Source organism: Sporolactobacillus sp. Y61 (assembly GCF_040529185.1).
In the GTDB taxonomy this organism is placed as follows: Bacteria; Bacillota; Bacilli; order Bacillales; family Sporolactobacillaceae; genus Sporolactobacillus.
In genome coordinates this window covers 330,021-350,734 of the sequence record NZ_CP159510.1, presented here as the reverse complement: position 1 = coordinate 350,734, position 20,714 = coordinate 330,021, and the positions used below count along the sequence as shown (strand labels likewise).

Sequence of the window (20,714 nt, the reverse complement as noted above, 5' to 3'; positions counted from 1 at the left end):
TTATTACATGCCTGCAGGAGAGAGGTCTTATCTTGCGGATTCCACTTCGTCCATTCCCTGATTGGCGAGCTGGTCCGCACGTTCATTCAGCGCCACACCATGATGACCTTTGACTTTATTAAAAGTAATCTGATGCTGCTTCTGTGCCAGTGCGTTTAACCGCTGCCATAATTCTCTGTTTTTGACAGGCTGACCGCCTGCCGTTCTCCAGTTTTTTTTCGTCCAGCCGGTGACCCAGCTGTTCATGCCGTTAACAACATAAGCACTGTCAATATAAAAAGAAACGGGAATATGATCGGTTTTCAGCTCTTCCAGCGACCGGATCGCAGCAGTCAGTTCCATAATATTGTTGGTTGTATTTCGCGTACCGCCATAAAGTTCCTTTGTCCGGCCGTGATAGGTGAGTACAGCTCCCCATCCGCCGACATTCCGGTCACTCTGATTGCCACGGCAGCCGCCGTCACAGTATATTACAATCTCATCCAATGCCCTTCACCTGCTTTCACTAAGTAGACAGACAGACTTATTATATAATGAATAAATGAGGTAAGAAAAGGCGCAGGCAGGATGGCGATAGCAGAATTCATCTGCGGAATGCTGTAAAATGGAATAAATAAGATGATGGACCGTGTTCGTGTCATATCAAAGGGAGAGATTTATGTGAAGATTGCGGTACTTGGTGCGGGAGCCATAGGCTGTTTTTATGGTGGTGTACTGGCGAAACAGGGATTGGATGTTGCTTTTGCAGCCAGAGGAAAGACGCGTGACTATTTACAACAACATGATCTGATCGTTCACAGCATTAACGGAGATTTCTCACTGCCGGTAAAGGTGCTGGATGCAGATCATCTGCAACCGGTGGATGATCTGGACTTTATTCTGCTTGCCGTGAAATCCAATGCGCTGGATCAATGTATTCCGGAGCTGAAGGCGCTCACAGGGCCATCTACAAAGATTATCTGCCTGTTAAACGGCATCGGTAATGAAGAAAAGCTCGTCGATGTTTTCGGTGCAGAGCATGTTGCCGGCGGTTCCGCATTCATTTCCGTGATTCGGGAAGCGCCCGGTGTTGTGGATCATGTCGGTGAGGGAAAACTGATTATCGGCGAATGGAAGACCGGAGAGGCTGCCCCATCTCTGGAATGGCTGAGCAAGATGTTCCGCCAGGCAGGAGTGGATACTCATGTCTCCCCGGATATTCGTCAGGTTAAATGGGATAAACTCCTTTGGAACATTATTTATAATCCACTGACGGCTTTGACCCGGACTCGGGTCGGTGAAGCGCTGAACGATGCCGATCTGTTCCCGATTTTAGCCGAAGTTAAAAAAGAATATATCCGTACAGCGGCCGCAGTGGGTATTACGATTAACCGTGATTATGCAGAAAAAGTCCTTCTGCCCAACAAGGACGTACAGAATCACAAGACATCCATGCTTCAGGATCTGGAACATGGAAGGAAAATGGAGCTTGAGGCGATCCTTGGATTTGTGATCAAAACCGCGCGGGCGAAACAAGTACCGGTTACAGCGATTGAAACGATTTATCATCTGCTCCGGTTTATTGATCTAAAGAATAAGTCCGTCTGAGCGGCAAAGGGAAGAAGGTATTCAGTGATGCCAAGCCAGGGACGTGTTTTTGCACTGATGCTCCTGATCGTTTTCTTTTGTATCATGCTTGTACTCGGGGAAACCGGATTAGTGGAAGTAGTCGGAGATAGCAGAGCGGACCCGGAAGATCACCCGCAACAGGACCCGCAACAGGACCCGCAACAGGAAAATCCCATAAAGCAATTCGTTAATCACGTTTATGACGGCCCGGATGTAGAGAAAAAACTTTCCGCCCCCCATATCAGACAGCTGCCGGAACTGCCCAATGGATGCGAAGTGACAAGCCTTACGATGCTGCTGCGTGACGCAGGGGTTGTTACGGACAAAATGAAACTGGCCGGGGAAATGAAGAAAGTTCCCTTTCAGGCGGGAAGATATATGGGCAACCCGAACGAAGGTTTTGTCGGCAATATGTATCGCGGGGACAGGAATCATCCGGGCTTTGCGGTATATCACGGCCCGGTAGCTGAACTCGCGGAAAAGTATCTGGGAAATCGTGTACATGATTTCTCAGGAAGCAGTTGGACGGATGTTGAAAAGGAGATTTCCAGTGGGAACCCTGTCTGGGTCATTACAAGTATTCAGTTCCGGCCGGTACCGGATTCCGCATGGAGAAACTGGCATACGGAAGAGGGAGATATACGCATCACATTCCAGGAGCATTCTGTTCTGGTAACCGGTTATGACAGAGAACATATCTTCTTCAATGATCCGCTTGCTGATCATGAGGGGAGTCAGTCAGAAAAAGCAGCGTTTATTGAGGCATGGGAGCAATTCGGTAATCAGGCAATCAGTATCAGATAAACTTTCAGGTGAATCATACCGATATAAATCATAGAATCACTGTTTTGCTTAAAAAGAGAAGCCCATGCAATCTTGGTAAATATGACCAATCATGATAAAATGAAAGTAATACTCAGACCATTTCTTTTTTCTAAAGGGCAAAACTGTTGAAAAACAGTGACGCAAAGTTACGGATCTAAAGCATTCAGCTATGATCGCCGGACTATCGTACTTCTTTATTTAATGAGAAACGTAAATGAAAAAAGTTTTTTATTCTCAATTAATGATTAAACCAGCTGGTAAGAGGTGCAATGCCATGAATCCAAATCGCAACCTGACAATATTGGGTGCCGTGACCACAGCCGCTGCTGTAGCCGCGGTGTCGGCCGTAAACCCGTTAGAAGCTTCTGCAGACTCGTTCAAGGCGTATACCGGTCAGGCTAAGACTAATCTGAATATTCGAAGTACGCCGGGAACGGATCAAGATGAGATCGGCATGCTGAACAGAGGAGATACATTCAGCGTGATCGGCGTGGATAGAAAAAGTGAGAAAGGCCACTGGCTGAAGATCAAGCATAATAACCGAACGGCCTTTGTAGATGGATATTATGTTGCAAAGGCAAAAGCGGCAACTCAGCCGTCTGTTCAGCCCGTTCAGAAAGTTTCACCTTATCAGGGTGTGACCACCGATTGGCTGCATGTCCGTTTTCTTCCCGGTGAAAGCGGGACGATACTGACTACGCTGAAACCGGGCGCAACAGTTACCGTCACCGGAAAAACTGCGTCTGGCTGGCTTCAGATTGACTTCCGTCATGGCTCGGCCTATGTATCAGCAGAATACATAAAAACAGGCGGGTCTTCTGCCGGTTTTACTGAACGGATGTCATCAGTGAAAACGCTCTATAAGGGGACGACAACGGAGAATCTAAATGTACGTACCGGCCCCGGAACTTCCAATAAATGGCTGACGACACTGAGAAAAGGCACAAGGGTCGACGTAACAGGTGAGGCCGGTGGCGGCTGGCTGAAGATCAAGTACAACGGCGGCACAGCGTATGTGTCGGGTGATTTTGTGACGAAGCCGAACGCGGGAAAGGGCTCCTCTGCTCCTCTGAAGACCCTCTACACCGGGACGACGACGGAGAATCTAAATGTACGTACCGGCCCCGGGACTTCCAATAAATGGCTGACGACACTGAGAAAGGGAACAAAGGTCGACGTGACAGGCGAGGCCGGCGGCGGCTGGCTGAAGATCAAATACAACGGCGGCACGGCGTATGTGTCGGGTGAATTTGTGGCGAAAGCGAACGCGGGGAAGGGCTCCTCTGCTCCTTTGAAGACCCTCTATACCGGGACGACGACGGAGAATCTGAACGTGCGGCCAGTCCCCGGGACCTCCAGGAAACCGCTGACGACGCTGAAAAGGGGAACCAGGGTCGACGTGACAGGCGAGGCCGGCGGCGGCTGGCTGAAGATCAAATACAACGGCGGCACAGCGTATGTGTCGGGTGATTTTGTGACGAAGGCGAACGCGGGGAAAAACCCGTCTGCTCCTCTGAAGACCCTCTACACCGGGACAACGACGGATAATCTGAATGTGCGACCTGTCCCCGGGACCTCCAGGAAACCGTTGACGACACTGAAAAAGGGAACAAAAGTCGACGTGACGGGTGAGGCCGGCGGGGGCTGGCTGAAGATCAAATACAATGGCGGCACAGCGTATGTGTCGGGTGATTTTGTGACGAAGCCGAACGCGGGGAAGGGCTCCTCTGCTCCTTTGAAGACCCTCTACACCGGGACAACGACGGATAATCTGAATGTGCGACCTGTCCCCGGGACCTCCAGGAAACCGTTGACGACACTGAAAAAGGGAACAAAAGTCGACGTGACGGGTGAGGCCGGCGGGGGCTGGCTGAAGATCAAATACAATGGCGGCACAGCGTATGTGTCGGGTGATTTTGTGACGAAGCCGAACGCGGGGAAGGGCTCCTCTGCTCCTTTGAAGACCCTCTACACGGGGACGACGACGGAGAATCTGAATGTACGTACCGGCCCCGGGACTTCGAATGAACGGCTGACGACACTGAAAAAGGGAACAAAGGTCGACGTGACAGGTGAGGCCGGCGGCGGCTGGCTGAAGATCAAGTACAATGGCGGCACGGCGTATGTGTCGGGCAAATATGTAACAAAGCCGAACGCAGGGAAAACTCCGTCTGCCCCTCTGAAGACCCTCTACACGGGGACGACAACGGAGAATCTAAATGTACGTACCGGCCCCGGGACTTCCAATAAATGGCTGACGACACTGAGAAAGGGAACAAAGGTCGACGTAACAGGTGAGGCCGGCGGGGGCTGGCTGAAGATCAAATACAACGGCGGCACAGCGTATGTGTCGGGTGATTTTGTGACGAAGCCGAACGCGGGAAAGGGCTCCTCTGCTCCTCTGAAGACCCTCTACACCGGGACGACGACGGAGAATCTGAACGTGCGGACCGGCCCTGGGACTTCGAATAAACGGCTGACGACCCTGAAAAAGGGAACAAAAGTCGACGTGACAGGCGAGGCCGGCGGGGGCTGGCTGAAGATCAAATACAACGGCGGCACGGCGTATGTGTCGGGTGATTTTGTGGCGAGACCTTCTGATGGCGGCAGCGGTGAAAATTCGCCTGCACCGTCACCATCTGATGAATCAGATTATCCGGAACAGGACACGCGGTATGGTGTGGTCACGACAGGCTTGAATTTCAGAAAGGGTCCGAGTAAGTCTTATGATGTCATTCGGGTACTGCAGGCTGGCACACGTGTGGAAATACTGACCGGGGCAAATGGATGGTTAAAAGTCAGCTATGGTGGTCGTGACGGATATGTCTACGCAGACTTTATCAGGGAAGAAGAAACGGTAACGAAACAGGAAGGGGACACGGTGTACATCACAACCAAATATCCTGTTTCGTTCGGTCAGGCACTCCAGAAGGAGCAGAAAGTGAATGGCAGCAGCAACCTGGCTTATTACCTTAACCCCAGAAACTTCTCAAAAGGTTCGACGGAATACTATCAGTTTCTTCAGCTGTCTTCCCTCGCCAACCTGAATATGCGGGATATGCAGACCATATTAGCGGGCCGGGGTATTCTCTCCGGTTATGCGGCAGAATTTATTACAGCTGCTGAAAATAATGGAGTAAATGAAGTTTATCTTGTTTCCCATGCTCTTCTTGAGACCGGGAACGGCACATCCAGTCTTGCGAAAGGTGTCCGCATACATGGCACGAAGGTGTACAATATGTTCGGTATTGGTGCTTATGATGGCAATGCCGTAAATGCTGGTGCAGAATACGCTTACAGTCATGGCTGGACCACCCCGGGAAAAGCAATAGAAGGCGGTGCCGCCTGGATCGCCGACCATTATATTTACAATCGGGCATATCGACAGGATACGCTGTACAAGATGCGCTGGAATCCGGATGCCCTGGTCATGGGGAATGCGGCACATCAATACGCGACGGACCCTGGCTGGGCAGTTAAGCAGACACCAATGATTGATAACATGTACAGGAAAATAACAAAATACACGCAGATCTTTGATGTACCTGAATATCGGAACTGAGAAGCAAGGCCCCTGGCGCCGTCAGAGCCGATCTTCAGCATTCCGGACTTTTATTCTGTAAAAACAGAGCACGGACCCCGGTCCGTGCTCGTTCATTTATCCTATTTACGTTCTAAAGTGCCCTTGCTGAGCTGTCTCCATTTATTTCCCAGTTTTGGAGGAACATAATTTTCCATCTTTTTAAGCAGCAAATCCGGATCAGAAGACACAGTCAGGAGATTCAGGTTAGACTGATCGGCAAACTGATGGTCGATGCTGTGCTGAATCAGTGATATCAGCGGATCAAAGTATCCGTCAGCATTCAGCAGACCGATGGGTTTATGATGCAGGCCGATCTGTGCCCAGCAAAGGATCTCGAATAATTCATCAAAAGTTCCAATCCCGCCCGGCAAAGCGATGAACCCGTCTGCAAGTTCATTCATCTTCTCTTTTCGGGCGTGCATCCCGTCGACTTCCAGAAGTTCTGTCAGACCGGCATGAGCCATTTCTCCCAGAATCATCCCGCGCGGCATGACACCGATGACCTTACCGCCAAGGGATAGCACGCGATCGGCAATGACACCCATCAGACCGATCGAAGATCCCCCATAGACGAGGCGCCACCCTTTTCGTGCGATGATTTCACCGAGTTTGGCCGCCTTCTTTGCATATTCAGGATCTGTACCCAGATTCGAACCGGCATAAACACAAATGCTTTTACTCAATCCCATCATCCTTCCTGCTTAAACTGGAATCTTCTATCATTGTATCGCAAATGTTTGAACAATAGCATCGGAGACAACTTTAATGGACCCGATGATTTTTATCAAATTGGCCGGATGATCATCACAAGGAGTTGAAAAAACCTGAATCGGACGGATCATCTCTCCGGCAGCGGATTTTTTCAGAAATCAAAAGGTGTCACTATAGATTCAGATTCAGCGGAAAAATAAGTAAAAAAACCCGCAGCCGGGATCCGTTGGGCGGGACACAGACTGCGGGATGAAAATGAATTACAGAAGCATAAACAGTCCGAAGACTGCAGCCAGGATAAAACGATAGACAGCAAACGGAACCAGAGTGAACCGCCGCAGGAGTTTCAGAAAGAAGACAATGGCCAGCATCGCGACGATAAAGGCGGTCAGAAAGCCTGCAATAAACAGCGGAATATCGCTGACGTGCAGGAAGGAAAGGCTTTTAATCAAATCATAGCCGCTTGCACCAATCATAATCGGCACAGCAAGAATGAATGAAAATTCCGCTGCCGTTTTTCGCTCAACGCCGGCAATGATCCCGCCGGAAATCGTTGAACCGGAACGGGAAAAGCCGGACCAGAGAGACAGGCACTGGAAAAGCCCGATAATGAGTGCCTGAGTATAGGATAATTCTGTTGTTCCCCTGTCCACTCTGCGGGCGGCCAGTCGTTCGGCAAAAATCATCAGGATGCCGCCGGCAACCAGTGCAATCACTACACTCTCCGGTGTGAACAGGACAGCTTTTATAAAATCGCGGAGCAGAGCCCCTAAAATGACGGCGGGGATAGCGGCGATAATGATGTGCAGGAGATTCAGATGGCTGGGTCCGCTTTTGGGTTCATTACGGTAAAATCCAAATAAACTCCACAATCTTTTCCAATAAAGGACGACCACAGCCATAATCGATCCAAGTTGAATAATCACTTCGAATGTTTTTGCCGTGTCACCTTCAAAGTTCATCAGGTGTCCGGCCAGAATCAGATGTCCGGTTGAGGAAACCGGGGCAAATTCGGTCAGCCCTTCAATGGCACCCATAATTATTGCAATAATAATTTCAACCAATTACTTCACCAGCCCTTTAAAAAGTATCAGAAAAACGAAGTCCTTAAGCAACAGCTGCGACTTGCCAGTCAGCAGGTTTTCTTCGCAAAATAAAAAAATACAAGCTTTCTCATTATAACATAATCATAACGTACATCTTCAAGACCGCTGGAAAAGGAAAAGTAAATTAAAAAAATATCTTCGAAAAGGGTTGACTTCCTGAACGGTCACTGTATAATAAATAGCACACAGTCAGAAACAATGACAAAGAAAACCAATGAAAAAGAGAGTAGCAAATTTCAGCTGCAACAACGAGCCGGGTGGGTGAGAGCCGGTACAGCGGGATTTGTGAACCGCACTTTTGAGGTGATGGTCTGAAGGGGTATGTAGGATCATCCGGGAATTCCCGTTACAGAGAACCAAAGCAGATTCCCGTTTTTTCAGGGAATAACCAGAGTGGTACCGCGGGTATGTGATCAACGCTCGTCTCTTTTATTAAGTAAAAGAGGCGGGCGTTTTTAATTTACTGAGAAAGACTAAGACACAGCCGACCTCAGAGGACGGGCTTCATCAGTTTTTCTCATCAGGCCACGGTAACCCTGGGAAAAAATACAGTCGTGATTCACTTCTCTGAAGTATTAGTGAAGGAAACAATATTTGAAAAATGCGACCATTTAAAATGGAGGCTTTTCCGGTGAAAGCAGGTATTGTAGGCGCAAATGGATATGGTGGAGCAGAGCTGATCCGCCTTCTGACGAATCATCCGTCGGTTCAGGTGGAGATGCTGATTTCCCACACAACGCAGGGTGAAAAAGTTGAAACGCTGTATCCACATCTTTCAGGAATTCTTGAAAAACCACTTGAAGCTTTTGATCCGGACGTCCTGGCTGAGCGGGTGGATGTCGTTTTCTTTGCCACACCGGCCGGCGTCAGTAAAGAGCTGCTTCCGGAGTGCCTGAAACGGGGGCTGACCTGCATTGATCTCTCGGGAGACTTCAGGTTAAAGAATCCATCCGAATATGAAACCTGGTATCATAAAACACCGGCGGCCGCCGCTCAGCTGGCCGATGCTGTCTACGGACTTCCGGAGCTTAACCGAAGGCAGATTGAATCCGCTCATTTTATCGCCAACCCCGGATGCTACCCGACAGCTTCACTGCTTGGCCTGGCTCCGGCACTGAAGGACGGGGCGCTTGAAAAAGGATCCATCATTATTGACGGGAAATCCGGTGTTTCCGGTTCAGGAAGGAAAGCGGCAACCGGGAATTTGTTCAGCGAAGTGAATGAAAGTGTCAAAGCCTACAAGCTGGGAACGCACCAGCACACACCGGAGATTGAACAGGAAATGGCGGCGATCAGCGGGTACAGGCAGTCCATCACTTTTACCACACACCTGATTCCGATGACGCGCGGATTAATGTGTACGATTTACGCGAATCTTGCCAAAGGTTACTCGACGAGAGAATTTATCGAAATGTACCGGCACTTTTATAAAAAATCGCCATTTGTCCGGATCAGGCCGCTCGGCACATGGCCGGCAACAAAAGAAGTAGCCGGATCAAATTACTGCGATATCGGATTGCACGTAGATGGAAGGACGAGGCGGCTGACCATTGTTTCAGTCATTGATAATGTCGTCAAAGGCGCCGCCGGCCAGGCGATCCAGAATCTGAATATGATGCAGGGCTGGGAGGAGACAACCGGACTCCGGTATACCCCGATCTACCCGTGAGAGGGAGAATGAAAATGGAAAATACGATGGAACAGCAAATAAAGATAACAGAAATCGAAAATGGGGGCGTCGGATCACCGGCCGGCTTTATTACCGGCGGACAGCATATCGGCCTGAGAAAGAGCAAGCCGGATATGGGCTGGATCTATTCACAGCAACCCGCGGCAGCAGCGGGCGTTTATACAACGAATCTGTTTCAGGCGGCCCCGCTTAAGGTCACGAAAACGAGCCTGCAGGAGGAACAGAAACTTCAGGCCGTGCTCGTCAATACAGTGAGTGCCAATTCCTGTACCGGAGAGCAGGGGATCAAAAATGCTTTCACCACAAGAAAATGGATGGCGAAACATCTGAAGATTCCTGAACATTATGTTGCTGTTGCATCAACCGGTGTGATTGGATTGCAGCTGCCGATGGACAAAATGAAGAAAGGGATTGAAAAGATCTCACTGGATACGTCGGAAGCGCCCTTTGAAAAAGCGATTCTGACCACCGACACGCATACGAAACACCTGGCCGTCCGGCTTAAAGCCGGCGGGAAAACCATTACCATCGGTGGCGCCTGCAAGGGCTCGGGTATGATTAAACCCAATCTGGCTACGATGCTGGGTTTTGTGACAACGGATGCGGCTGTTTCACCTGACGACCTTCATTCTGCGCTCCTTCAGGTCACACAAAAAACATTTAACCGAATTACCGTCGATGGCGATACGAGTACTAATGATATGGTGCTGGTGCTGGCAAATGGCATGGCAGGAAACGAAACATTGACTGCTGCTCATCCGGACTGGCCGGCATTTCTCGCCGGACTGAAGGCGGTCTGTCAGGGCCTGGCAAAGTTCATTGCCGGCGACGGCGAAGGGGCAACCAAATTAATTGAAGTCCGGGTGACGGGTGCAAAAGATGAACAGGCGGCTGAGGTCATCAGTAAAACGATAGTCGGATCGAGTCTGGTCAAGACGGCTGTATTTGGCAGTGACGCCAACTGGGGCCGCATCGTCTGCGCTATGGGATACAGCGGCGAGCCGTTTGATCCGTACAAAGTTACATTGAAACTTGGAGATATGCTGCTGTTTGAGAAGGGGATGCCGGCAGTCTTTGATGAAAAGCAGGCGAAGGCGTATCTGGATCGGGACAGTATTATCATAAAAGCTGATCTGGGCGAGGGAAGCGGCGAGGCTGTTGCCTGGGGCTGCGATCTGACTTATAACTACGTCAAAGTTAATGCGTCTTATCGGTCGTAAGATAAAGATAAAAAATACAAGAGACAGGAGGATGACAATGAAACGGTATCTGGTGATTAAATGTGGCGGCAGCGTTTTTGAGAAACTGACCCCTGAATTTTATCGGAGCATTCAGAAGATCCAGGCAGAAGGCCAATGGGCACCGGTGATCGTGCACGGAGGCGGTCCGGCCATCTCGCAAATGCTTGAAAAGCTGGCTATTCCCACCACTTTTCACAATGGTCTGCGCGTGACGACGGATGAAGTACTTGAAGTCGTAGAAATGGTACTGAGCGGTTCGATGAACAAGAAAATCGTAGCGAATATTTGCGGAGCCGGCGGAAGGGCAGTCGGACTGAGCGGGATTGACGGTCATCTGCTGACAGCAAAACCGGCTGCGCCCCGGAGCCTGGGATTTGTCGGGGAAATTGCTGCTGTCGATACACAACTGATCACCTGCCTGAGCGCTAAAGGCTTTATACCGGTTGTCTCCCCGATAGCGATGGATGCCAACGGGCAACATTACAATATCAATGCAGATCAGGCTGCCGCGGCCATTGCCGGCGCACTGAACGGCAGATTATGCTTTATCAGTGATGTTCCCGGAATTATGGTTGAACAGAAGGGTAAAATGGTGCCGCTCGACAAGGTTTCAGATCTGGAGATTGCCCAGCTGATTCACACGAAGAAGATCAGCGGCGGGATGATTCCGAAAGTCATGGCAGCGGTCGACAGTCTGAAACATCATGTCCCGGAAGTGGTCATTGTCAACGGGCTGGCACCTGAATGTCTCACCGACTATACAAAAGGAATCAAAGCAGGGACAAAAATTTTTCTTGAGGAGGAAGCACTCCATGCCTGATAGCCAATCAACAGAGAAAGTTTTTCCGGTGATGTCCGCCTACGGGCGTTTTCCGGTCACCATAGTCAAAGGAAAAGGGTCCTATGTCTGGGATGATGCAGGAAATAAATACCTGGACTATACGTCAGGCATTGCCGTCTGTGCATTAGGCCATGTTCCCGATGCGGTCGGCGCGGTACTTAAGAAGCAGCTTGATACCCTCTGGCACTGTTCCAATCTTTTCCACATCGCGTCTCAGGAAAAGCTGGCCGGTATGCTGACCGACCTGACCTGCTGTGATCAGGTGTTCTTCTGCAACAGTGGTGCCGAGGCGAACGAAGGGGCCATTAAACTGGCCCGCCGTTATGCTCATTTAATCAATAAAAAAGAAAAAGGTCATATTGTCACTTTTAATCATTCATTCCACGGCCGGACGATGGCTACACTGACGGCAACAGCGCAGGCAAAAATACAGGACGGATTCGGGCCGCTGGTTCCGGGATTCACTTACCTTCCCTATAACGATATGTCAGCGGTCCGCGCACTGGAAGCTGATGATGATGCTATCGCCGTCCTGCTGGAGATGGTTCAGGGTGAAGGCGGCGTGATCCCTGCTGATCCTGAATGGGTCAGTGCGCTCGCCGAAGTGTGTCAGAAGAAGGGGATCCTGCTGATGGTCGACGAGGTGCAGACGGGATTCGGCCGGACGGGAACATTATTTGCCTACCAGCAATATCACATCGAACCGGATGTCATCACGGTAGCCAAAGCACTGGGTTCCGGTATTCCCATTGGCGCTTTCCTGGCCAAAAAGGAAGTCTCACAGGTGTTTACACCGGGCACACACGGATCGACGTTCGGAGGCAACCCGTTTTCAACGATGGCAGGCATTGCCACTCTGGAAGCCTTTAAAAAACAGCATGTCATCGAACAATGCCGGGAGAATGCTGCCTCTCTAAATGAAAAACTGGAGGCTTTAAAGGAGAAGTATCCGGATAAAATCGAAACGGTTCGCGGGAAAGGCCTTCTGATCGGCGTCGTGACAACATTCCCGGCAATAAACGCCGTCAACAGGCTCAGGGAGAAACATCATGTGCTGATTCTGACGGCCGGGAAGCAGGTCCTGAGGATCCTGCCTCCGCTGGTGACGCAAAAAGATGAAATAGATCGCTTTATTTACGCGTTGGATGATGTTTTGAAAAACAGTTAAGAGGAGGGTGCTGATGTTGAAAAAAGGTTATCTGATTCTCGAGTCGGGTGATGTGTTTCCGGGTGTTCGCGTCGGCAGCAAGGCCTCTGTTTTTGGTGAAATTGTGTTTAATACCAGCATGACCGGGTACCAGGAAATCATGACGGATCCCTCCTATACCGGACAGATTATGACGTTCTGTTACCCGCTGATCGGAAATTACGGAGTCAATCGTAACGATAGTGAGAGTTCTGCGATCCACATGCAGGGCGTCGTCTTCAGCCATCTCTGTGATCTGCCCAGTCATTATCAGTCTCTCAAAACGGTGGATCAGTGGCTGAAGGAATCCGGCGTCCCCGGACTTTCAGAAGTCGATACGCGCGCGGTCGTGAGAACAGTCAGAAAAAGCGGAACGATGAAAGCCGTCATTACGGATCATTCGGATGCATCAGCTGTTGACTGGGGAAAACCGCTTCCTCACGACGAGGTCAGTCGTGTTTCCGTGAAGAAACCGGTTGTTTATCCCGGAGACGGTCCGCATGTTGTTCTGATTGACTACGGCTATAAAAAGTCAATGCTCACAGCCCTGCTTGACGCAGGCTGTAAAGTAACCGTTGTTCCGTTCAATACAACATATGAGGAGATAACCCGACTGGATCCGGACGGCATCATGCTCAGTAACGGACCGGGCGATCCGCAACAGCTCAAAGCCCATTTCCGTGAACTGAAGAAAATCACCGCTCATTATCCGGTGCTTGGTATTTGCCTTGGCCATCAGCTGATCGCACTGGCTTACGGGGCGAAAACAGGCAAGCTGCTGTTCGGTCACCGCGGGGCGAATCATCCGGTCCGGGAATGCGCAACGGGTAAGGTCTGGATGACCTCTCAGAATCACAGCTATGTGGTGGAAAGAGGCAGCATAGACAGTCAGGTGTTTCATGTCAGTTATGAGAATGTGAATGACGGATCGATAGAAGGGCTGAAACATTGCACGCTTCCGATTGAAACGGTTCAGTTTCATCCCGAGGCGCACCCTGGTCCCGATGATACCCATCCGGTTTTTCAGCGGTTCATGCAGACGATTAAACAGAACAAGGGTGAAGTAACTCATGCCGTTACGTACTGATATAAAAAAAGTGCTGGTCATCGGTTCAGGCCCCATCGTGATTGGTCAGGCAGCGGAATTTGATTATGCCGGCACGCAGGCCTGCCTTGCCCTGAAAGAAGAAGGTATTGAGGTGGTGCTGATTAACAGCAACCCGGCAACGATCATGACGGATGACAGAATCGCTGACCGGACCTATGTCGAACCCCTGACCGTACAGGCTATTGAAAAGATTATGATTAAAGAGCATCCGGATGGACTGATCGGCACGCTTGGCGGACAAACCGGGCTGAATCTGGCGGTTGAACTCTATGAAAAGGGGATTCTTGCCAGATACGGCGTGGAACTGCTCGGCACGTCCGTCTCATCCATTCAGCACGGGGAAGACCGCGAGCTTTTCAAAAAGCTGATGATTGATATTCATGAACCGATCCCTGAATCAAAAATCATCCGCAGCTATGAGGACGGTCTCGCCTTTACCCGCAAAATCGGTTATCCGGTGATTATCCGGCCGGCCTATACACTGGGCGGATCGGGAGGCGGCTTTGCTTATAACGATCAGGATCTTGATCTTGTGCTCCACAGAGGACTGAATCTCAGCCCGATCCATGAAGTACTGATTGAAAAGAGCATCAAGGGCTGGAAAGAGATTGAGTATGAGGTCATGCGTGACGCAAACGATACCTGTATCATTGTCTGCAATATGGAAAATGTGGATCCTGTGGGGGTCCATACGGGAGACAGTGTCGTGGTCGCTCCTTCACAGACGCTTTCCGATGTCCAGTATCAGATGCTGCGCAATGCCTCACTGAAAATTATCCGGGCACTGAAGATCGTCGGCGGATGCAACATTCAGTTTGCGCTGAATCCGGAATCGGATGAATATGCCATCATTGAAGTGAATCCGCGGGTCAGCCGTTCATCGGCGCTCGCCTCAAAGGCGACCGGCTATCCCATTGCCCGCGTAGCTGCTAAATGTGCCATCGGCTTTTATCTTGATGAAATACTGAACCCGATTACCGGTACGACCTATGCTTCTTTTGAACCGGCAATTGATTACATCGTTGTCAAGATTCCGCGTTTTCCGTTCGATAAGTTCACGGAAGCCGATCACAGTCTTGGCACACAGATGAAGGCGACCGGGGAAGTGATGGCGATCGACCGGACGTTTGAAGGGGCTTTGAATAAGGGCATTCGGTCAATGGAAATGGGTTTCAGCGGTCTGGATGATCCGTCCTGTCACCATCTGGACGAGGAGACTCTGAGGGAACACCTGCGGCAGGCGACCGATCTGAGGCTGTTTGCCATTGCCGAACTGATGCGGCGCGGCAGCACGGTGGATGAGATGCATCAGCTGACCGAAATAGATTCATGGTTTCTGAACGGGATAAAAAGGCTGATCCACTTCGAGTCTGCGCTTCGGAAACAGGGTAAACGCGGGCTGACCGACGAGAGCCTGGTCCAGGCGAAAAGATGGAATATCGGTGACCGGCGTCTTGCTGAACTCCTCGGAATAAAGGAAGAAAGCATTCGGGCGCGCAGACAGGCGATCGGTTTAAAGCCGGTCTATCATCTGGTCGATACCTGTGCGGGTGAGTTTGAGGCCGAGACGCCTTATTATTACTCCACCTGGCAGGGGGCCGACGAAGCGGAAGTCGACGGGAAGCCAAAAATCCTCATTGTCGGATCCGGGCCGATCCGGATCGGGCAGGGTATTGAATTTGATTACTGCTGCGTTCAGGCCACACTTGCCGTGAAAAAGCTGGGCTATGAAGCGGTAGTGATCAACAATAACCCGGAAACAGTCAGCACGGATTATTCGACAGCTGACCGGCTGTACTTTGAGCCGCTTTCGCCGGAAGATATTCTTAATGTGGCGGAAAAAGAAGGGGTCCGCGGTGCACTGGTTCAGTTTGGCGGACAGACCGCTGTGAATGTAGCTGAGGCGCTGGAGCAGGCCGGTATTCCTGTTCTGGGTACTTCGACAAAAGCGATTGAAAAACTGGAAGACCGGGAACAGTTTTATGATCTGCTTACCGAACTCAGGATCCCGCATATTAAAGGAACAAGCGTCAGCAGCCTTGAGGATCTGCGCGAGGCCGGAAGACAGCTTGGTTTTCCGATCCTGGTTCGTCCCTCCTTTGTCATTGGCGGGCAATCGATGTTTCTGTTTCATCAGCCGGGTGAGCTGGAACATTACATGCACAGCGAACACAGCCTGAATGCTCAGTCCTTTCCGCTGCTCGTTGACCGCTACATGCCCGGCACCGAATGTGAAGTCGATGCCATCAGCGACGGCGAAGAAGTGACGATTCCCGGTGTATTTGAACATATTGAGCGGGCAGGCGTTCATTCCGGTGACAGTATTGCCGTTTTTCCTTCTTTTACGCTTACTGAGGACATGAAGAAGGAGATTGCCGCAGATACCCGAAAGATCTGCCGCCGACTGCATGTCAGGGGACTGATCAACATCCAGTTTGTCATCGCGGACGGAACGGTTTATGTGCTGGAAGTTAACCCCCGGGCGTCACGGACGGTACCGATTATCAGTAAAGTCACCGGTATTCCGATGGTCGAGAAGGCGGTTGCCATCCAGCTGGGAGATAAGCTTGCAGCGCTCGGGCTTACAGGCGGCTATAGCCACGCGCCTCAATTCTGGTCGGTCAAGGCACCGGTTTTCTCATTTACCAAGCTGAAGGGCGTAGATCCTGTACTCGGACCGGAAATGAAATCAACCGGTGAACAGCTGGGCATGGGGGAGAAGCTCCATGAAGCTTTTACAAAAGCCGTTTTCTCGGGGGAAGAAAATCCCTTCTCCGGTTCACAGAGGGGGAAAAAGCTGCTTATTTCCATTACGGACCGGGAGCGGCCGGAAAGCCTGAATCTGATCCGCAGGCTGGCGGGAAAGGGTTTTGAAATCGTGGCGACAGGCAGGACAGCAGCATTCGTCAAATCCTCAGGTATCCGTGTCCAGAGGATTGAAGCACATGCCGAAGCCGTTCAGAGCCTCCTTGCCGAGGGTGATACAGCGGCTGTCCTGAATATCCCGACGGCAGGCAGAAATACCGAATCATTCGGATTTGAACTGAGGTCGCTGACCCTCCGCTACCAGATCCCGCTTTACACCTGCTTTGATACACTGAAGGCAGCTGTGGATGCGGCAGACGAAGATTTCACGCTGAACGTCCACACGCTTGATGAATATCGGACACTGACCTATACGACGAACAAGGAGAAGTGACATGACGGAGCAGAAAGATTCTATTTTTCAGTTATCGGGAAAAGATTTTCTCACCATTGCCGAACTGTCGGCGGATGAACTGCATCTTTTATTAAAACAGGCTTATGATATGAAGCAATTGACCAAAAAGCATATCCCGCACCCTTATCTGAAAGGCAAAACACTGGCCATGATATTTGAAAAATCATCCACACGGACACGCGTTTCTTTTGAAGTCGGCATGTACCAGCTTGGCGGATCGGCATTGTTTCTCAGCAGCCGTGACATTCAGATCGGGCGCGGAGAAACGATCCCGGATACGGCCAGGGTACTCTCCCGATTCGTCGACGGGATCCTGATCCGGACCTTCGATCATGATCAAGTGGTGGAACTGGCAAAATATGCTGACGTCCCTGTGATTAACGGGCTGACCGATACCCACCACCCGACTCAGGTGCTGGCGGATTTGCTAACGATTTATGAACATAAGGGGCGGCTGAAGGGGTTAAAAGCCTGCTTCATCGGCGACGGGTACAACAACATGGCACATTCTCTGGTGGAAGGTGCGGCGGCGGTCGGCATGGACATGACCGTTGCAAGCCCTGAAGGCTATGAACCGGATCCGGCCATTTTTGACGCAGCAGTAAAGCGCGGAGCAGAGAATGGCAGTCGGATCGCCTTGACCCACTCCCCGCAGGAAGCCGCAGAGGGCTGTGACATCATCATTACCGATACCTGGCTGAGCATGGGCGATGAAGATGAGAAAGAAAAGCGGCTCCATGATTTTCAGGGGTATCAGGTGAATGATACGCTTGCGGCACTGGCCGAACCGGATTACATTTTTATGCATTGTCTGCCGGCCCATCGCGGTGAAGAAGTCACACCGGAGATTATTGACGGACCGCACTCTGTGGTATTCGACGAAGCGGAAAACCGGCTTCATGCTCATAAAGCGATTCTTAAATGTCTGATGGAAAACAAATAAATCATAGATTGAAAACAATTAAAGGAGGATTTCTCTCATGGCAAAAGAAAAAATTGTGCTTGCTTATTCCGGCGGTCTGGACACTTCGGTCTGCATTAAATGGCTTCAGGACAAATATAACTATGACGTCATTGCACTGAGTATTGACGTCGGCGAAGAAGGCAAGGATCTGGATCGGGTTAAACAAAAGGCACTCGATGTCGGTGCCATTAAATCGTACGTTGTGGATGCTAAAGAACTGCTGGCTGAAAATTATCTGGCACCGGCGCTTCAGGCGAATGCACTGTATGAAGGCGTCTATCCACTTTCTTCAGGACTTTCCCGTCCGCTGATCGGGAAACTGCTCGTTGATGTGGCTCATAAGGAAGGGGCAACGGCTGTAGCTCACGGCTGCACGGGCAAGGGAAACGATCAGGTTCGGTTCGAAGTCGCGATTCAGGCGCTGGATCCGACACTCAAAGTGGTCGCTCCGGTACGTGAATGGGGGATGACCCGTGACGAGGAAATCAAATATGCGGAAAAGCACGGGATTCCGATTCCGGTCGATCTTGACAATCCCTTCTCTATTGACGCCAACATCTGGGGACGTGCCTGCGAAGCCGGTGTACTGGAGAATCCATGGAATGAAGCGCCGGAAGAAGCCTTTGCCTGGACCAACCCGATTGAGAAAACACCGGATACAGCTGAATATGTGGAAATTGAATTTAACGAGGGTATTCCCTGCGGCCTGAACGGAGAAAAAAAGCCATTCATTGGCATCATTAAAGAATTAAACAAACTGGGCGGCCTGCATGGCGTCGGACGGATTGATCATATTGAAAACCGTCTTGTGGGTATCAAATCCCGTGAAGTCTATGAGAGCCCGGCAGGCGTGATTTTAATCAATGCGCACCAGGCGCTTGAGACGATTACCCTGACGAAAGAAGTTTCGAAGTTCAAACCGCTGATAGATAAGGAAATCTCTCAGGTGATCTATGACGGGCTCTGGTACTCACCAATTCGCGAAGCCCTGATGGCGTTTGTTAAGCAGACGCAGCAGGTTGTCTCCGGTAAAGTGCGCGTGAAACTGTTCAAAGGCAATCATGTCGTTGTCGGACGTGCTTCGGAGAACAGCCTCTACAATGAAAAGCTTGCGACCTATACCAAGGGTGATGCCTTCGATCACAATGCGGCTGTAGGTTTCATCAAGCTATGGGGGCTTCCGACGAAGGTCAACGCCGAAGTACACAAGAATCACACGGAAACGGAGGCAGATCATGGCGAAACTGTGGGGCGGCCGGTTTACGAAGTCAACCAATAAGCTGGTTGACGCATACACCGCGTCGATTTCCTATGATAAGGAACTGGCAAAAGAAGATATTGAAGGCAGCATCGCCCATGTGACGATGCTTGGCGAGTGCGGGATCGTTACACCGGAAGAATCGGCGGTCATTCAGCAGGGTCTGAAGACAATTCTGAAAAAAGTGGAAAAGGGCGAAGCCCGGTTTTCAGTCGATCAGGAAGACATCCATATGAATATTGAACGGATGCTGATCGATGAGATCGGCTCGGTTGGTGGTAAGCTGCACACCGGTCGCAGCCGCAATGACCAGGTCGCGACCGACATGCATCTGTACATGCGGAATAAGACCCATGACCTGATCGAACTGCTGGAGCATGTGCAATACGCCCTTCTCGAACAGGCGAAGACCAATGTGGATACGATCCTTCCGGGGTACACTCATCTGCAGCGTGCACAGCCGATTTCATTTGCCCATCACCTGCTTGCCTATTTTTGGATGTTTGAGCGGGACAAGGGGCGCCTGAAAGACAGCCTGAAACGGCTCAATGTGCTGCCGCTTGGTGCAGGCGCCCTGGCCGGGACGACCTTCCCGATCAACCGCCGCCGCGTCGCCGAACTGCTTGATTTCAACGACATCTATCCGAACAGCATGGATGCCGTCAGCGACCGTGATTTTGTCGTCGAGGCTTTGTCCGCCTGTTCGCTGATCATGGTCCACCTCTCCCGCCTGTCGGAAGAGATGGTGCTGTGGAGCAGCCAGGAGTTCCAGTTTATCGAACTGGACGATGCCTTCTGCACCGGATCGAGTATCATGCCGCAGAAGAAAAATCCGGATGTCTCCGAACTGCTGCGCGGCAAGACGGGACGCGTGTTCGGCCATCTGATCGGACTGCTTACCGTACTGAAAGGGTTGCCGCTCGCCTATAACAAGGATATGCAGGAAGACAAGGAAGGCATATTCGATACGGTCAAAACGCTGACCGGCGCGCTGCAGCTCCTTGCCCCGATTCTTGAGACGATGACTGTCAAAAAGGACCGGATGCGCCACGCCGTTGAGAAGGACTACTCCAACGCAACGGACATCGCCGATTATCTGGCGAAAAAGGGCCTGCCGTTCCGCGAGGCCCATGCGATTACGGGTAAAATGGTGCTTTACGCCATTGAACATAAAAAGTATTTACTGGAACTCGATCTTAACGAGTACAAACAGTTCAGTCCTTTATTTGAAAAGGATATTTTTGAAGATCTGCAGCCGGAAAACGTGATGCGCGCCCGCGAAAGCGAAGGCGGCACCGCCCCGCACCAGGTTGAAAAGCAGTTGAAACTCGCCGAAGAAAAACTCGGCGTCAATGAAAACCGTTGACCTCCCT

The 20,714-nt window shown here is 50.8% G+C and carries 15 protein-coding genes, 1 riboswitch and 1 other annotated feature; of the genes, 12 read left to right on the top strand and 3 right to left on the bottom strand.

Annotated elements, in window-relative coordinates; all coding sequences use genetic code 11:
- Positions 1 to 27: 27 nt before the first annotated feature.
- Positions 28 to 477, bottom strand: a complete 450-nt coding sequence (gene rnhA / locus ABNN70_RS01755) for a ribonuclease HI (RefSeq protein WP_353949357.1) — start codon at positions 475 to 477, stop codon at positions 28 to 30.
- 183 nt (positions 478 to 660) lie between these two features.
- Between rnhA and ABNN70_RS01750 the strand changes: the two genes are divergently transcribed.
- The 3 genes from ABNN70_RS01750 (at position 661) to ABNN70_RS01740 (ending at position 5,995) form a co-directional block, all read left to right on the top strand.
- A complete protein-coding gene (locus tag ABNN70_RS01750) occupies positions 661 to 1,587 on the top strand; it encodes a 2-dehydropantoate 2-reductase (RefSeq protein WP_353948560.1) in 927 nt (308 codons plus the stop codon).
- Between the two features lie 27 nt (positions 1,588 to 1,614).
- A complete protein-coding gene (locus ABNN70_RS01745; RefSeq protein ID WP_353949356.1) occupies positions 1,615 to 2,412 on the top strand; it encodes a C39 family peptidase in 798 nt (265 codons plus the stop codon).
- Between the two features lie 126 nt (positions 2,413 to 2,538).
- Positions 2,539 to 2,622, top strand: a riboswitch (cyclic di-GMP riboswitch).
- A gap of 85 nt (positions 2,623 to 2,707) precedes the next feature.
- Positions 2,708 to 5,995 carry an SH3 domain-containing protein gene (locus ABNN70_RS01740; RefSeq protein ID WP_353948559.1) on the top strand — a complete coding sequence of 1,096 codons (3,288 nt, stop codon included), beginning with the start codon at positions 2,708 to 2,710 and terminating at the stop codon, positions 5,993 to 5,995.
- Between the two features lie 101 nt (positions 5,996 to 6,096).
- Here the strand turns inward: ABNN70_RS01740 and ABNN70_RS01735 are convergent, their stop codons facing one another.
- Together ABNN70_RS01735 and bacA are read right to left on the bottom strand one after the other, a co-directional pair.
- Complete coding sequence (locus ABNN70_RS01735) at positions 6,097 to 6,699, bottom strand: TIGR00730 family Rossman fold protein (protein WP_353948558.1); 603 nt, start codon at positions 6,697 to 6,699, stop codon at positions 6,097 to 6,099.
- A gap of 288 nt (positions 6,700 to 6,987) precedes the next feature.
- Positions 6,988 to 7,791: an undecaprenyl-diphosphate phosphatase gene (gene bacA, locus ABNN70_RS01730; RefSeq protein WP_353948557.1), complete on the bottom strand. Its 804-nt coding sequence runs from the start codon at positions 7,789 to 7,791 to the stop codon at positions 6,988 to 6,990.
- A 247-nt stretch (positions 7,792 to 8,038) separates the two neighbouring features.
- Positions 8,039 to 8,264 (top strand) — a binding site (T-box leader).
- Positions 8,265 to 8,464: 200 nt separating this feature from the next.
- Here bacA and argC point away from each other — a divergent pair.
- The 9 genes from argC to argH are packed head-to-tail and all read left to right on the top strand — an operon-like array spanning position 8,465 to position 20,707.
- Positions 8,465 to 9,502: an N-acetyl-gamma-glutamyl-phosphate reductase gene (gene argC, locus ABNN70_RS01725; RefSeq protein ID WP_353948556.1), complete on the top strand. Its 1,038-nt coding sequence runs from the start codon at positions 8,465 to 8,467 to the stop codon at positions 9,500 to 9,502.
- 14 nt (positions 9,503 to 9,516) lie between these two features.
- Positions 9,517 to 10,743 carry a bifunctional glutamate N-acetyltransferase/amino-acid acetyltransferase ArgJ gene (argJ, locus tag ABNN70_RS01720; protein ID WP_353948555.1) on the top strand — a complete coding sequence of 409 codons (1,227 nt, stop codon included), beginning with the start codon at positions 9,517 to 9,519 and terminating at the stop codon, positions 10,741 to 10,743.
- Positions 10,744 to 10,780: 37 nt separating this feature from the next.
- Positions 10,781 to 11,584: an acetylglutamate kinase gene (gene argB, locus ABNN70_RS01715; RefSeq protein WP_129930505.1), complete on the top strand. Its 804-nt coding sequence runs from the start codon at positions 10,781 to 10,783 to the stop codon at positions 11,582 to 11,584.
- Positions 11,577 to 12,773, top strand: coding sequence for an aspartate aminotransferase family protein (locus ABNN70_RS01710; RefSeq protein WP_353948554.1), 1,197 nt, complete (start codon positions 11,577 to 11,579; stop codon positions 12,771 to 12,773). The genes argB and ABNN70_RS01710 overlap by 8 nt, the downstream gene beginning before the upstream one ends.
- Before the next feature lie 16 nt (positions 12,774 to 12,789).
- Positions 12,790 to 13,878: a carbamoyl phosphate synthase small subunit gene (locus ABNN70_RS01705; RefSeq protein WP_353949355.1), complete on the top strand. Its 1,089-nt coding sequence runs from the start codon at positions 12,790 to 12,792 to the stop codon at positions 13,876 to 13,878.
- Positions 13,862 to 17,098 carry a carbamoyl-phosphate synthase (glutamine-hydrolyzing) large subunit gene (gene carB / locus ABNN70_RS01700; protein ID WP_353948553.1) on the top strand — a complete coding sequence of 1,079 codons (3,237 nt, stop codon included), beginning with the start codon at positions 13,862 to 13,864 and terminating at the stop codon, positions 17,096 to 17,098. The genes ABNN70_RS01705 and carB overlap by 17 nt, the downstream gene beginning before the upstream one ends.
- A 1-nt stretch (position 17,099) precedes the next feature.
- On the top strand, positions 17,100 to 18,062 hold the full coding sequence (gene argF / locus ABNN70_RS01695) for an ornithine carbamoyltransferase (protein ID WP_353948552.1): 963 nt from the start codon (positions 17,100 to 17,102) through the stop codon (positions 18,060 to 18,062).
- Between the two features lie 37 nt (positions 18,063 to 18,099).
- Positions 18,100 to 19,362 carry an argininosuccinate synthase gene (locus tag ABNN70_RS01690; protein ID WP_353948551.1) on the top strand — a complete coding sequence of 421 codons (1,263 nt, stop codon included), beginning with the start codon at positions 18,100 to 18,102 and terminating at the stop codon, positions 19,360 to 19,362.
- Complete coding sequence (gene argH / locus ABNN70_RS01685) at positions 19,319 to 20,707, top strand: argininosuccinate lyase (RefSeq protein WP_353948550.1); 1,389 nt, start codon at positions 19,319 to 19,321, stop codon at positions 20,705 to 20,707. Before ABNN70_RS01690 ends, argH begins: the two co-directional genes overlap by 44 nt.
- Positions 20,708 to 20,714 lie beyond the last annotated feature (7 nt).